Raw genomic sequence first — 13634 nt, 5'->3', positions numbered from 1 at the left:
ATGGGGTGGCAGCGCGTCCTGGAGATGGTCACCGGGCTCCTGCTGCTCCGCCGGCTGCGGGACGCCGTCGTCGCCTGGGCGGAGGCGCACGACGTCGACGGCGTCGACTTCCTGACGCTCTACATCCTCGTGCTGTTCGCGATCCCGGCGAGCCTGGTGGCGGCGCCGCTGGGGGCCGCCGGCACCCCGGCCGGGATGCTCGCCCTCCTCGGCGCGTGCTGCTGGTTCCTCGACCGGATCTCCCGGGTCGACCGTCCCCTCGCCCGCCCCCACCCGGTCCGGACCGTGGGGACCCTCTTCGTGCTCGGCGTCCTCGCGAGCTACGTCGCGGCGATGTCGCGTCCCATCACCGGCACTGAGCTCAACAGCATCCACACCGCGCTGATCATGCTGTGCGGCTGGGCCGGCCTGGTCGTGATCGCCGCCGACGGCGTCACCAGCCACGACCGGATCAGCCTGCTGGTGCGGCGGCTGGCGGTCGGGGTCGGGGCGTGCGCCACCGTGGGGATCATCCAGTTCGTGACCGGGCAGGCGCTCACGGACCGTCTGTCGATCCCCGGGCTGTCGGTCAACACCATCCTTCCGACGGTGGCACCCCGCGACGGCTTCAGCCGGGCGATCGGCACCACGATCAACCCCATCGAGTTCGGCGTCGTGATGGCGGCGATGCTGCCCCTGTGCGTCCACGTCGGGCTGCACGGCACCGGGGGCCTGCTGCGCCGCTGGTGGCCGACCGTCGTCGTGGTGCTCGCCGTGCCCTTCGCGAACTCGCGGTCCGGGTTCCTGGCGCTGCTGGCAGCGCTGGTCGTCATCTTCCCGCTGTGGCCGGCTCCCGTGCGCCTGCGCGCCTGCATCGTCGGTGCGTTCGGCACGGTCGGCCTGTTCCTGCTCGTGCCGGGCATGCTCGGCACGATCACGAGCATGTTCAGCGGCCTCTCCGACGACCCGACCACCACCTCGCGCACCGGGAGCTACGAGCTCGGGTGGGCCTTCATCGAGCACGCACCGCTCTTCGGGCGCGGGTTCATGACGTTCCTGCCGCCCTACCGGGTGATCGACAACCAGTACCTCGGGCTGCTCATCGACACCGGCGTGGTCGGCACGCTGGCGCTCGTGGCGACGTTCCTGACCGGGATCGGCGTGGCGCTGACCGCCCGCCGCCGGACGGCGTCCGCGGAGCTGAGGTCCCTGGCGGGGGCGCTCGCGGCGGGCATCAGCGGGCTGACGCTCAGCTACGCGTTCTTCGACGCGCTGACGTTCCCGACGGCCGCCGCCGTGACCGCGCTGTCGCTGGGTCTCGTGGACGCGCTGTGGAGGATCGTCAGGGCCGAGCACTTCCAGGCGCCGACGACGGAGCCGGCACGCGCGGTGGTGGTGGCAGGCGACGGCCTGCGCGGGCCATGACGCAGGCTCAGCTGGATGCGGGCACCCGCACCGGCGAGCCGGTCCGGTCGACGACGTTGCCGGCCCACCGCACCCGCGCGTTCCGGACCAGGTGGTAGCCGTAGTAGCCACGCACGAGCCGGTTCCTCGCGTAGGTCACCGTCTCGATGCCGTCGGAGTCGGAGAAGGCCCCGTCGGCGTAGACGGTGAAGCCCCCACCCATCAGCAGGTTGCGGGTGACGGACACGTCCGAGACGGCTCCGAAGTAGTTGTCGATCATCACCGCCGACGTCTGCGTCTGGTCCGAGACGTCGATGGTGCTCGCGGTCACCGAGATGTCCTTCACGCCGCCGTCGATCTGGATCCCGTCGTAGTGCGGGGCGCCGGGTGAGGCCAGTCCGTGCACGTAGGAGCGCCGGATCCGCGTGCCGGACCCGGGGACGAGGCCGTTCTCGACGCCGGTGACGCGCGCGCCGATGATCGTGGGCGACCCTCCGACGATGCCGGAGGACCCCGCCACCCCCCGCGTCCCGAGCCCGTCGACCTCGACGTCCTGGAGGACCACGCCGGAGGCGGCCTTGTCGACCGTGACCACCCAGAATCCCGCCCCGCGGATCCTGGTGTTGCGGACCACCACCCGGGGGGCCTTGATCGTCAGGGTGCCCCGAATGTCGAGCCCGTCGATGACAGTCCCCGGCCGCGTGACCGTGACGGACCCGGACGCCCGCAGGCGGGTCCCCCGCGGCACGCCCGTCGTCCCGGCCGACGCGAACCCGCAGGCCGACGGCTTCCAGGCGCACCCGGCGCGCGAGGTGACGGCGACGGCGGGGCTGCGCCCGAGGCGTCGCCCGCCGGCGCGGAAGTAGGCACGCACGCGGTGCTGCCCGGGGCGCAGGCGAGGCAGGTCGAGCACGACCCGGGCCCGGCGGCCGGCTCTCGTGGTCACCGAGGCCAGGACCCGGGTGCCGCTGCGCAGCACGACCCGGCCCGCGGGGACGCGGCCGGCGGCTCGCGTGACGGTCACGACCGCGCGAGCCCCGCGCTGGCTCGACACCTGACGGGCCGTCCTCAGCCCGACCACGGCCCGGGCGCCGGCGCGCGAGGCGCCAGGGCCGCTCCGGGCGGCGTCGTCCGCGGGCGCCGACCAGCTCGGGGCGGGGACGGCGGTGGTGGCGGCGAGGACGGCGGCGGCCGACGTGAGGACGACCAGGGCCGACCTCAGGGTGCGGCGGGGCATCCGGTCGTGTGGGCGCACTGGGACCTCCAGGGGTGCGTCGGGGGGGGACGCGCGGGGGGTGGGTCGCCCCTCAACGTACACCGGCCCGGGCCCGTACCACCTGCTCGCGGACCGCCCGAGACACGGGTCAGGGCGTGCCGCCCCACTCGTCCTCGCGGTCCCCGACGCCGAAGAAGTGCGCCACGGCCGCGGCGATCCGCGGCGTCGCGAGCCCGTCGCCGTACGGGTTGACGGCGTGCGCCATGGCGTCGTACGCCGCCGGGTCGCTCAGCAGCGCGGACACCTCCTCGACGATCCGGTCCTCGTCGGTCCCGACCAGCCGGACGGTGCCCGCGTGGACGGCCTCGGGCCGCTCGGTGTTGTCGCGCAGCACCAGCACCGGCTTGCCGAGGCTGGGCGCCTCCTCCTGCACTCCCCCGCTGTCGGTGAGCATGACGGAGCAGGCGTTCATCGCGAACGCGAAGTCGCCGTAGGACAGCGGCTCGGTGATGGTCACGTTGTCGAACCCCTGCAGCGGCGGGAGCAGCACCTCGCGGACGACCGGGTTGAGGTGCGCGGGCAGCACGAACCGGACGGAGGAGAACTCCTTGGCCAGCCGCGCGAGGGCCGCCGCCGTGTGGGCCATGGGCTCCCCCCACGACTCGCGGCGATGGCTGGTCACGAGGACGGCCGGGCCGCCGTCCAGCACGGCCAGGTCCGGGTTCTCCACCGGCAGGTCGCGGGCGACGACCTCGAGCAGGGCGTCGATCACCGTGTTGCCCGTGACCAGGACGTCCGCAGGGTCGATGCCGTCGGCGAGCAGGTTCTGGCGGGAGAGCCGCGTCGGCGCGAAGTGGAGCGAGGCCAGCTGCGACGTGAGCCGCCGGTTGACCTCCTCCGGGAACGGGTTGTAGCGGTCGTCGGTGCGCAGACCGGCCTCGACGTGGAGGACCGGCACCTGCTCGTAGAAGGCCGCCAGCCCGGCGACGAACGAGGTGGTGGTGTCGCCCTGGACCATGACGGCGTCGGGCCGGAAGCGGCGGATCGCCCCGGTGACGCCGGCCATCACGCGGGCGGTGAGGTCGGCCAGCTGCTGGCGGGGCTGGATGACGTCGAGGTCGAGGGCGGGCACGATCCCGAAGAGCCCGTTGACCTGGTCGAGCATCTCGCGGTGCTGTCCCGTCACCACGCTCACGACGTCCACGTCCGGAGCGGCGGACAGCGCCCGGATGACCGTGACCAGCTTGATCGCCTCGGGCCTGGTCCCGTAGACCACCATCACCTTCGGCACGACTACCTCCAGAGCCCGCGGGTGTCGTACACGACCTTGCCGGCGAGCCGGGACCGGCTCAGCGACCTGAAGTGGTCGTGGTCCACCAGCAGCACCACGATGTCCGCGGCGGCGATGGCGTCGCACGCGGCCTCGAGGCGCACGTTCGGGTAGTCGGCGAGCTGGTGGGGCAGGACGTGGGTCAGCGGCTCGGCGACGCGGATGTCGAGCTCGGGCTGCGCCTGGGCGATGGCGGCGACGATGTCGATGGCCGGGCTCTCGCGCAGGTCGTCGACGTTGGCCTTGTAGGCCAGCCCCAGGCACGCGATCGTCGGGTTGCGGAACCGCTCGGACTTGAGCGCCACCTGGTGGGCCACGTGGTGGGGCTTGTGGTCGTTGATCTGCCGTGCGGCCCGGATCAGGGTGGCCTCCTCGGGAGCGGCGCCCACGATGAACCACGGGTCGACCGCGATGCAGTGGCCGCCCACTCCCGGGCCCGGCGTGAGGACGTTGACCCGGGGGTGGTGGTTCGCGAGGCGGATGACCTCCCAGACGTCCAGCTCGATGCGCTCGCTGATCAGCGACAGCTCGTTGGCGAAGGCGATGTTGACGTCGCGGTAGGCGTTCTCCACGAGCTTGGCCATCTCGGCGCTCGCGGCGTCGGAGAGCACGATCTCGCCCTGCACGAAGACCCGGTAGATGGCGGCCGCCTTCGCGGCGCACCGCGGCGTGATCCCGCCGATGACGCGGGCGTTGGTCACCATCTCGATCATGATCCGCCCCGGCAGCACCCGCTCGGGGCAGTGCGCGACGTAGACGTCCGGCACGCCCTCGGAGCTGTGCGGGAAGACCAGGTCCGGCCGCAGCTCCGCCAACCACCGGCTGACGCGCTCGGTGGTCCCGGGCGGGGACGTGGACTCGAGGATGACCACCTCACCTCCGCGCAGCATCGGCGCGATCTGCTCGCTCGCCTGCTGGACGTAGCGCAGGTCGGCCTGGTGGTCGTCGCGGAACGGCGTGGGCACCGCGATGATGTAGGCGTCGGCGGCCGGTGTCTCGGTCGAGGCGGTCAGGCGGCCCATGGCCACGGCGCCGCTCACGGCCGCGGACAGGTCCGGCTCGACGAACGGCACCTCTCCGTTGGCCACCGCCTTCACGGTGGCCTCGTTCACGTCGACGCCGACCACCTCGATGCCGCGCGTGGCCAGGGCGGCCGCGGTGGGGAGGCCGATGTAGCCCAGCCCCAGGATGGCGATGCGTCCTTCGAAGACCTCGTTCATGGTTGTTCCCTCCGTGGTGGGTGCGGTTCGGTCACGGCCTCGAGCCGCGTGGTCGGGCGGGGGCGCGGGTACGCCGGCTGCGGGCGGACGAGCTCGACCCCGACGAGCCCGACGAAGGCGAGGTTGGTGACCAGGTAGCGCCGGCCCAGCCGGCGCGGCTCCTGGGCCACCCGGTAGGCCCACTCCATGCCGAGGCGCTGCCAGGAGCGCGGTGCACGGGAGGTGACCCCGGCCAGCACGTCGAAGGAGCCACCCACGCCGTGCTGGACGGGGACGCCGAGCCGGTCGCCGTACCGTCCGAGGAAGATCTCCTTCTTCGGGGTCGTCATCCCGAGGAAGAGCAGGTCCGGGGAGCACCCGGCGATCTGGTCCGCGACCTGGGCGGACTCCTCCTCCGCGAAGTAGCCGTCCCTGCTCCCGGCGAGGACGGCTCCCGGCCAGCGGCGGGCGACCTCGTCCTCGACCCTGGCGAGCACGGCGGCGGTGGCGCCGAGCAGGAAGACCCGCAGGTGCAGCCGGTCGGCGACGCCGAGCAGCTCCTCGAACAGGTCGATGCCCGCCACCCGTCCGGGCAGCGGCCGGCGCAGGAGCCGGCTCGCCCAGACCACGGACTGCCCGTCCGCGAGGATCAGGTCCGCCTCGAGGAGCGAGCTGCGGAGCACCGGGTCGGCCTTGAGCTTGACGATCTTGGCGGCGTTGACGACGCCGATCAGCAGCCGCTCGTGCCGGCGGACGGCCTCCTCGGCCAGCGCCACGGTCTGCTCGAGGGTCAGCGCGTCGACCTCCAGGCCGAAGAGCCGCCGGGTCGGGACGCCGGTGTCACGCATCCTCGACCCCGGACCGTCGACCGATCGGCGCGAGCCACGCGTAGAGCAGCCAGCCGAGCTCGTAGGGCCGGCACTCGTGGTCGACCACCGAGGGCGGCAGGACCCGGTCGATGCCCGGGACCGTGGCTCCCCGCCGGACCGAGGTGACGGCGGACGCGAGTGCCCGCGCGGCCTTCCGCGGCTCGCGCCGGCCCACCTTGCGCCAGACCAGGCCGAAGCGCTCGGTCACCAGCTCCTCGACCACCTCCGGGTGCGTGTCGACCCACTCCAGGCCGCGTCGGATCGCCGGACGATGGTCCGCTCCGCCGGCCTCCCGCAGGTCGAACAGGACCATCGGCGCCATGGCGTGCTGGTGGACGCTGTAGACCGGGTACGGCTCGACCACGCTGCCGTCGCGACAGTCGTAGTGCCACCACCACTGACCGGCCGGACCCTGGGCGGCGCAGATGGCGGCCGCCGTCTGGTCGGCCAGCTCGAGCATCCACCGCTCGCCGGTCAGCCGGGACGCCCGGGCGAAGGCCTGCAACGGGTACACCTGGTCGGCGAAGCTGCCGACGTGGGCACGCACACGTGACTGGGTGTGCGGCGGCAGGACGTGCGGGTAGGTGCCGCCCGGGCCGTGATGGCGCCGCAGCAGCGCGGCCGCCCGCCCCACGATGTCCCCGGTGTCGGTGTCATCGGCGGCCGCGACCGCGGCGGTCAGCATCCAGGCGGCATCCACCGTCGGCAGCGACCGGCGCTCACGCAGGAGGCGGCCCAGGCGGTCGAGCAGCACGCCGGGGGCCGAGCCGGTGAGCTCGACGCCGGCCCAGACCGCCAGCGCGACGGCGCCCGGGTCGTCGGAGTCGAGTGCCCGCTCCGCGGTGCGCAGCGCCACCTCCCCCGCGGTGCGGCCACCGAGGATCTCTCGCTGTGCAGCCTCCGGCAGGCGGCCGATCCCCAGGGCGGCCATCGCGGTGTAGCGCAGGCTCGCTCCCTCCGAGCGGACGCGGACCCCGTGGCCGCCGCTGACACCGCGGACCGTCTGGGCGAAGGACCCGGTGCCGGCGTCGTACCCCGCGGCGAGGCCCCGCTCGGCGAGGGTGGTGAGCCGCAGGACGCGGTCGGGGGCCGCCGGGTCGTCGATCCGCATCGCGGCGACGCGCGGCCACGCGGCGGCGACCTCGAGGTCGGCAGGGGCGTCGGCAGGGGCGGGGGGTTGCGGGTGCACTCGGGTTCCCTTCGTCGTGCTCATGGCCGCACCACCGCGGGTGACCAGGCCTGGGCGATCAGGAGTCGCGGAGGGACGGACCCACGCGTGTCGAGCGCCCAGACGTCCGTGCTGCCGGTCTCCCCCTCACGGGGAAGCCCGTACAGCAGGGTGTGGTCGTCGAGCCACTCGAGCTGGTCGTCCACGCTGGCCCGCTCGGCGTCGAGGACGGTCCGCTCGCCGGAGGCCAGGTCGAGCACGGCCGGGGTCCACCAGGTCCTCCCGTCCCGCGTGCTGGCCTGCTTGAAGGCGATCCGGGTGCCGTCCGGGGAGAGCGACGGGCACTCCACCTGGTCGGCGACCGACGTGAGGGTGCGGGCGGACAGGCTCCCCTGCACGAGGTGGGTCTCGCCGTTCGTGCCGACGGTGGCGTAGAACGTGTCGTCGTCGGCGAAGGTGACGCCCCAGACGTTGCGGTCGCGGGGGGTGACCCGCTCACCGTCCATCACGAGGGCGAACCGCTCGAGGTCGCCGTGCCCGCGCCCGCCGACGTCGCGGATCTCGGTCGCCGTGGAGAACCCGGCCTGCATGTAGTCGTGCCCGCTGACGAACGTCGTCGTCGCGACCAGTGTCCCGTCGGCCGACAGACGTGTGCGGCTCGGGATCCCCGGGACCGCGACCCGCTGCTGCTCGTGCCAGTCGGCGTCGTACTCCGTCAGCGAGTAGGTGGTCACGACCCCTCGCTCGGTCCGCAGGCACGCCGTCACCTCGGCGGTCGCGTCCAGTCGGTCGCAGCTCACGTCGCTGAAGGACCGCGGACCCGAGGGGTCGTCGAGCGACACCGCGCCCACCCGCCCGTAGCTCTCGTCGATGCCGGTGTGCCGGAAGAGGATCCGCGGCCCGGTGCTCGTGCCGGCGTCCTGGTCGGGGTGCGACACCGTGGGGACGCTCGGCGTCCGCTCGTGCGTCTCGCGGTAGTCGGCGGCCGAGCCGACGGCGTAGGCCGTCACACCGCTGACGACGACGAAGACGAGGGCGAGGAACAGGGAGACCCTGGCGCGCTGGCTCATGGGAGCTCCGCCGCGTCGAGGTCCAGGCCGCGGGCCGTGGCGAACGCCGCCGGGAGCGCGAGGAGCAGGACGCCGCCCACGACGACCAGCGCCTGCTGGGGTCCGAGGACGAACCACAGGGCGCCGAAGGCCGCCGAGGAGGCCATCCGGGCGAGCGCCACGACCGTCTGGGCCGAGGCGATGCCGCTGGCTCTCAGCTCGTCCGGCACCAGCCGGCCGGCGAGGGCCGCGATCACCCCGTCGGTCGCGGCGTAGAACGTGCCGAGCAGCAGGAGCACGAGCAGCGTCGACGCCGTGGCGTCCAGGGACAGCGCCACGACGGCGTACGCCGCGAGCAGCGCGCCGTGCCCGGCGATCAGCACCTTCGCCTTGCCGCGCCGGTCGGCCAGGCGACCGACGGGGACCGCGAGCGTCAGGTAGACGACGTTCGTGCCGACGTAGAGCAACGGGAACCAGTGGGCCGCGAACCCGCCGAGGTCGAGCAGCGCGAGGTAGAGGAACCCGTCCCCCACCGTCACCAGGCCGAGGGCGCCGGCGACCACCAGCAGACGGACGAGCCCGGGCTGCGCCACCTCCCGCCACCGCACCGGGGCGCGGTCCTGGCGTCGTTCGACCACCGGCCGGTCCGGCACCAGGAGACCGAGAAGGGCCACCCCCAGCACGGCGAACCCGAACGAGACCACCATGACCGTGAGGTAGCCGTCCGGGATCCACCACAGGACCGCGAACGCGATGAGCGGACCGATCGCGGCGCCGGCCGTGTCCAACGCCCGGTGGACCCCGAAGGCGTGCCCGAGGCTCTCGGGAGGGGTGGCCGCCGAGATCATCGCGTCGCGGGGGGCGGTGCGCAGCCCCTTGCCGACCCGGTCGGCCGCGATGACCGTCGAGATGGCCGCCAGGCCGGTGCTGAAGAGCAGGAAGAAGCGGGCCACCGCCGACAGGCCGTAGCCCACGAACGCGACCCACTTGGGGTGTCCGCCTCGGTCGGCCGCCCATCCACCGCCGATGCGCACCAGGGCGCTGACCCCCTGGTAGAGGGCGTCGACGAGCCCGTAGGAGATGGCGGACAGGCCGACCACCGCGGTCAGGTACAGCGGCAGGATCGCCGCGACGGACTCCGAGGAGATGTCGGTGACGAGGCTGACGAGACCCAGCGTGACGACCACCGGCGCCACGCGCCGCCGGCCGGCGACGGGAGCGGCGGGCGAGGCCGCCGGCCGGTCGCTGAGCGTGATGTACATCTGGTCAGGCCCTGCCGATCAAGAGGCTGGCGAAGAGCGAGTAGGCCCGGGTCCCGCTGAGGTCGACGGTGACGAGCACCCGGCTCCTTCCCCGGGCGAAGGCGGCGGCGGAGCTGCCGGAAGCGGCGCGGACGGAGACCTCCCGGAACCCAGCGCGGCTCATGGACGCGCGGTAGAAGCGCAGCACCCGCTGCGGGGGGCGCCCTCGGAGTCCGACCAGGGCCACGTGCACCCGGTCCGCCGAGGGAGCCAGGCTGCTGGTGACCACCGAGCCGCCGGGCGCGCCCGGGAGCAGCCGGGCGGGATAGCCGTCGACCAGCCGCCCGCGGGCGAACACCGCCTCGGCCGGGAGGTCGTCCCGGCTCGGGAGGGACACCGGCGCGGCGGCGCGCAGACCGGGAAGCCGGTACGCCGACTCCGGTCCGGGCCGCTCGGGCGCGATCCGCACTCCGCCCCTGAAGGTCGGCGCGGACCGGGGCGACGCCGTCGCGGACGGTGCCTCGCCGGAGGACGCGGAGGGCATCGGCCGCGACTCCGTCGCCCCGCTAGGGCTGGTCCCGGGCCGGCCCTGGGAGCTCTCGCTCGCAGCGCCGGGCCGGGCGTTCGGGTGCGCGACCCCCTCCGCGTCGGCCCTCGGGTCCTGACCGACACCGAGGGCGAGCACACATCCCACGGCGACGGCCAGGCCCACGATGAGCGCGACGGCGGTCAGCATCGAGCGGCGATTCGACATCAACGAGCCCCTAGGCGACAGGCGAGGAACGGTTCCGGTCCCCCACTCCGCCCCTGAGCCTCTGGGATCGCCGCGACCCGTCTGCGGGATCGGCGGTCAGATACCCAAGACTGGGGACCCGGCGACACCGCGCCCCTCCGCCGCCCGGAGGGGAGGAGGGCGGTGGTCAGCTCCGCGCCCAGGCTGTTGAACACCTGCTGCGCGAGCTCGTGACGCGCCACGAAGTCGTCGGCGAGGTGGACCGGGCCCTCGGCGCACGCGTTGAGCGCCGTGACGGCACCGAGCCACCGAGCGGGTACAGCTCACCGGCTCCGAGTCCACACGCCTCGCTCGATAGGCTTGCCGCACTCCGGGGGAGGGTGAGGGCCGCGACCCGGTCCGCCGACCCACCGGCAGCCGACGGGCCCGGTGTCCCTGGACGTCTCGGGCCGACGGGCTCGACCTGCCACGACGACGAGCCGCCAGGGGGGCGCCATGACCTGTCTCGCGATCAGCGCTGCCGGGGGGATCGCGGGCTTCGACGTGCCGCAGCTGCTGCTGCTGGTCCCGACGCTCGTCTTCGCGGCGTGGTTCCTGGTCACCTGGTGGCGCGAGAACGACGACAACGGCGACGAGTGACCTCGACCGAGACGCGCGCCGTCCTGCGACCCGGCACACGTGCGCCGGGTCGACGTTCGGGTGGGGCGACCCGGGACGGCATCACCTCGGTCGGGCGCGTGCTCACCTGGAGGGAGGGATGGACACCGACTCCGCGTGCGCCAGGATCGTTGCACCCGACTCGTCGCGATTGACGATCGCGGCGGCGACGTCGCTCAGCTTGCGGCCGCGGTCACGGGCAAAGCGGCGCAGCGCGTTGAAGGCCTCCTCCATCTCGACGCTGCCGGTGTGCGCGATGACACCCTTGGCCTGCTCCAGCACGATGCGACTCGTCAAGGCACGTTGGAGCTGGGCGTTGACCGTCGCACTGTCACTGGCGGCCGCCTCGTTCACGATGGCCACGCTGGCCACGTGCGCCAGGGCCTGCACCAGCTCCTGGTCGTCCTGACCGAGCAGACCGGCGCGGTTGGCGAAGAGACCCAACGTTCCGAGATTCTGGTGGCGCAGCCGCATGGGCTGCGCGTGCACGGAGGTGAACCCAGCAGCACGGGCTGCGGGGGCGAACTGGGGCCAGCGTCCGTCCTCGGCCGACAGGTCGGAGACGCTGACGACTTCGTCGTTGCGATGGGAGTCCAGGCACGGGCCCTCGTCGCGCTGGAGCTGGAAGGTCTCCAGGTGCTCCGCGCGCTCGGACGACGAAGCGGCCAGGTGCAGGACGCCCTTGCTGTCGGCGAGCAGCAGGCCGGCGGAGGAGACGTCCAGCAGGTCAGCGCAGTGCGAGGTGAGGGTGGTGAGCATGTCGATCACGTCGTACTCGTCGGCCAGGTCGTTGGACAGGTTGACGAAGGCACGGATGATCTCGCGTTCTCTACCGTCAGTCATGGAAGCCTCCTGCGGGGCCTCTGCTGTCCCGGTCGAGCCGGAGGCGGCGCTCGACGATGGCCCAGGCCACCTGGCTCGCGGTCTGGCCCGTGGCGATGGCGTGGGCACGGAGGCGGACGAGCGCCTCGGCGGCGTCGACGTCCAGCTGGGCGATCAGCATCCCGGTCGCCTGGTAGACCTCGATGCGGTCCATCTCCGCCAGGCGCCCCCACGCGTCCTCGCCCTCCCTCATGAGGCTCTCGTCGAGATCGCTCGCGGCGGTGGCGTCGACGGCGAGGGATTCCACGAGAGTCACGGACGCCAGCTCAGCGGCGACGAAGGCCCCCGCGAGCTGGTCGCCCTCGAGAGGACCGGGACCTGACCGGAAGAGGTCAAGGGCGCCGACGCACTCCGAGGTGACCATGATGGGGATGGCGAAGACCCCCCGGATCCCGTCGCTGAGCGCGGCACCGGCGAAGCCCGGCCATCGCACCTCGCGCGGGGAGTCGAGGTCGGGCACCAGCACGACCTGCTGTGTCGCCGCGGCGTCCAGGCACGGTCCTTCACCGAACGTGAACTGGTGCTCGTCGACGCGCCTGCTGATCTCGTCGCTCGAGCCGAACGTGCCGCGCGAAGACCCCTCGTGGATCATGGAGACCGCCGCGCCATCGACCCCGAAGAGTCCTGTGCACGCCAGGCAGAGCTCGTTGGCCGCATCGATGCCCGGCTCGGCACCGGCGACGGCGGCGGTGAGCTCGGCTCGGACCACCTCCAGCGATGCGCTCATCTCGCCCCCACTCCGGTCGTGACGTCTTCTTGATCGGCACGACGACGTAGTGCCCTGTCGATGGGCGTCGGGTCCACTCTCGGTGGCGACGTTCTCGCGGTCATACGGGTCTCCCAGGCAGCAGTCACGAGTGAAGCACGGGCCGTCGGGGGCTGGGACGACATGCAGGTCGCCCATCCTACGCTCCACGAGACGACACGAGCCCGAGTGAGGCTCGGGTTTCGAGAGGTCCGCCCGAGTGAAGCTCAGGCGAGGCGCGCGACGGTCTTGCACCAGGCCCGCTGCCCGTCCGGTCGGATCCAGACCCGCCGCTGCGGGCCGTCGTCGAGGTCGCCGAGCTGTCGGAACACCTGGGCGACGTTCGTGTCGAGCTCGGGCGAGATGCGCTCCGCCCGTCCGGGGTACCCGGCCCACGTCACCTGCCCCCGCTGGTGGAGCGGCACGTCGTGGATGACCACGTCGACGAGGACGAGGCTGCTCCCCGGCGCCTGCGCGAGCGTGACCGCGACCTCCGAGCCGGCGCAGACGCCGAACACGGTGAACGGCTGGGGTGGCCCCGCGTCCACCCGATGGGCGACGTGGACGATCCCCACGACGGCGAGCGTGAGGAGCACCCCCGCGATCCCCGCCAGGAGCCCGTCCAGGATCCGCCTCTGCCGCATCATGGCTGGAACCTAGGGCCTCCGGCCCCGACCGCGGCCGCGACAGCGGGACCTGCACGACATCTCCACATCGGGTCCCCGCCTCGCCGGGCGGACGAGACGGGGACGAGACCCTCGTGTCAGTCCTCCAGGTCGTTCTTCCACTCCGGGGACCGCGCGTCGTTCACCACCGGTGGGAAGAAGTCGTCCCCGAGGTCGTTGATCGTCGCCCTGACCGGCGCCGACTTGGTGCCCATCTCGGTGAGCGAGTCGTCGAACGGCGTGAGGTACTTGTCGGTCAGCGTGGCGACGAGCTTGCTGTAGACGGTCTCCGCCGAGGTCACCGTGAACTCCACGGGCTCGTAGAACTTCGGCTCGGCGTCGAAGAGCGCCAGGATGTCCCCCGTCGTGCTGACGACGTCCTCGGCGGTGCCGATGACCTTGTCGGCCGCGGGGATGAAGCCGATGATCTCGCGGCCCACCTTGAGCAACCTCCAGGGCCTTCGCGTTGCCCGGGCCGCTGTCCATGGGGCTGCCCT

General features: G+C 73.1%; 14 protein-coding genes. 2 read left to right on the top strand and 12 right to left on the bottom strand.

What is annotated here, in order from left to right:
* A complete protein-coding gene (locus E4622_RS22055) occupies window positions 1-1404 on the top strand; it encodes an O-antigen ligase family protein (RefSeq protein WP_134742390.1) in 1404 nt (467 codons plus the stop codon).
* Between the two features lie 7 nt (window positions 1405-1411).
* Here E4622_RS22055 and E4622_RS22050 read toward each other — a convergent pair whose 3' ends face one another.
* From E4622_RS22050 to E4622_RS22015, 8 genes are all read right to left on the bottom strand, one after another.
* Window positions 1412-2620: a hypothetical protein gene (locus E4622_RS22050; protein ID WP_134742389.1), complete on the bottom strand. Its 1209-nt coding sequence runs from the start codon at window positions 2618-2620 to the stop codon at window positions 1412-1414.
* 127 nt (window positions 2621-2747) lie between these two features.
* A complete protein-coding gene (gene wecB, locus E4622_RS22045; protein ID WP_134742388.1) occupies window positions 2748-3890 on the bottom strand; it encodes a UDP-N-acetylglucosamine 2-epimerase (non-hydrolyzing) in 1143 nt (380 codons plus the stop codon).
* A gap of 2 nt (window positions 3891-3892) precedes the next feature.
* Window positions 3893-5149 (bottom strand): UDP-N-acetyl-D-mannosamine dehydrogenase, encoded by a 1257-nt coding sequence (gene wecC, locus E4622_RS22040; RefSeq protein WP_134742387.1) that lies wholly within the window; start codon window positions 5147-5149, stop codon window positions 3893-3895.
* Complete coding sequence (locus E4622_RS22035; RefSeq protein ID WP_134742386.1) at window positions 5146-5976, bottom strand: WecB/TagA/CpsF family glycosyltransferase; 831 nt, start codon at window positions 5974-5976, stop codon at window positions 5146-5148. The genes wecC and E4622_RS22035 overlap by 4 nt, the downstream gene beginning before the upstream one ends.
* Window positions 5969-7186 (bottom strand): hypothetical protein, encoded by a 1218-nt coding sequence (locus tag E4622_RS22030; protein WP_134742385.1) that lies wholly within the window; start codon window positions 7184-7186, stop codon window positions 5969-5971. The genes E4622_RS22035 and E4622_RS22030 overlap by 8 nt, the downstream gene beginning before the upstream one ends.
* Before the next feature lie 20 nt (window positions 7187-7206).
* Window positions 7207-8235, bottom strand: coding sequence for a hypothetical protein (locus E4622_RS22025; RefSeq protein ID WP_134742384.1), 1029 nt, complete (start codon window positions 8233-8235; stop codon window positions 7207-7209).
* The gene (locus tag E4622_RS22020; protein ID WP_134742383.1) at window positions 8232-9476 is read right to left on the bottom strand and encodes an MFS transporter; all 1245 of its coding nucleotides are present in this window, start codon (window positions 9474-9476) and stop codon (window positions 8232-8234) included. The genes E4622_RS22025 and E4622_RS22020 overlap by 4 nt, the downstream gene beginning before the upstream one ends.
* A 4-nt stretch (window positions 9477-9480) precedes the next feature.
* Window positions 9481-10209, bottom strand: coding sequence for a hypothetical protein (locus E4622_RS22015; RefSeq protein WP_134742382.1), 729 nt, complete (start codon window positions 10207-10209; stop codon window positions 9481-9483).
* Between the two features lie 474 nt (window positions 10210-10683).
* Between E4622_RS22015 and E4622_RS22980 the strand changes: the two genes are divergently transcribed.
* On the top strand, window positions 10684-10827 hold the full coding sequence (locus tag E4622_RS22980) for a hypothetical protein (RefSeq protein WP_167736197.1): 144 nt from the start codon (window positions 10684-10686) through the stop codon (window positions 10825-10827).
* A 102-nt stretch (window positions 10828-10929) separates the two neighbouring features.
* Here E4622_RS22980 and E4622_RS22010 read toward each other — a convergent pair whose 3' ends face one another.
* The 4 genes from E4622_RS22010 to E4622_RS21995 form a co-directional block, all read right to left on the bottom strand.
* Window positions 10930-11688: a GAF and ANTAR domain-containing protein gene (locus E4622_RS22010; protein ID WP_134742381.1), complete on the bottom strand. Its 759-nt coding sequence runs from the start codon at window positions 11686-11688 to the stop codon at window positions 10930-10932.
* Window positions 11681-12454 carry a GAF and ANTAR domain-containing protein gene (locus tag E4622_RS22005; protein WP_134742380.1) on the bottom strand — a complete coding sequence of 258 codons (774 nt, stop codon included), beginning with the start codon at window positions 12452-12454 and terminating at the stop codon, window positions 11681-11683. The genes E4622_RS22010 and E4622_RS22005 overlap by 8 nt, the downstream gene beginning before the upstream one ends.
* A 245-nt stretch (window positions 12455-12699) precedes the next feature.
* Window positions 12700-13119: a hypothetical protein gene (locus tag E4622_RS22000; RefSeq protein ID WP_134742379.1), complete on the bottom strand. Its 420-nt coding sequence runs from the start codon at window positions 13117-13119 to the stop codon at window positions 12700-12702.
* Between the two features lie 116 nt (window positions 13120-13235).
* Window positions 13236-13577, bottom strand: coding sequence for a hypothetical protein (locus tag E4622_RS21995; protein ID WP_134742378.1), 342 nt, complete (start codon window positions 13575-13577; stop codon window positions 13236-13238).
* Window positions 13578-13634: the final 57 nt, after the last annotated feature.

It is taken from the genome of Nocardioides sp. 503, assembly GCF_004522095.1.
In the GTDB taxonomy this organism is placed as follows: Bacteria; Actinomycetota; Actinomycetes; order Propionibacteriales; family Nocardioidaceae; genus Nocardioides.
This window is presented reverse-complemented; position numbering and strand designations above follow the sequence as displayed.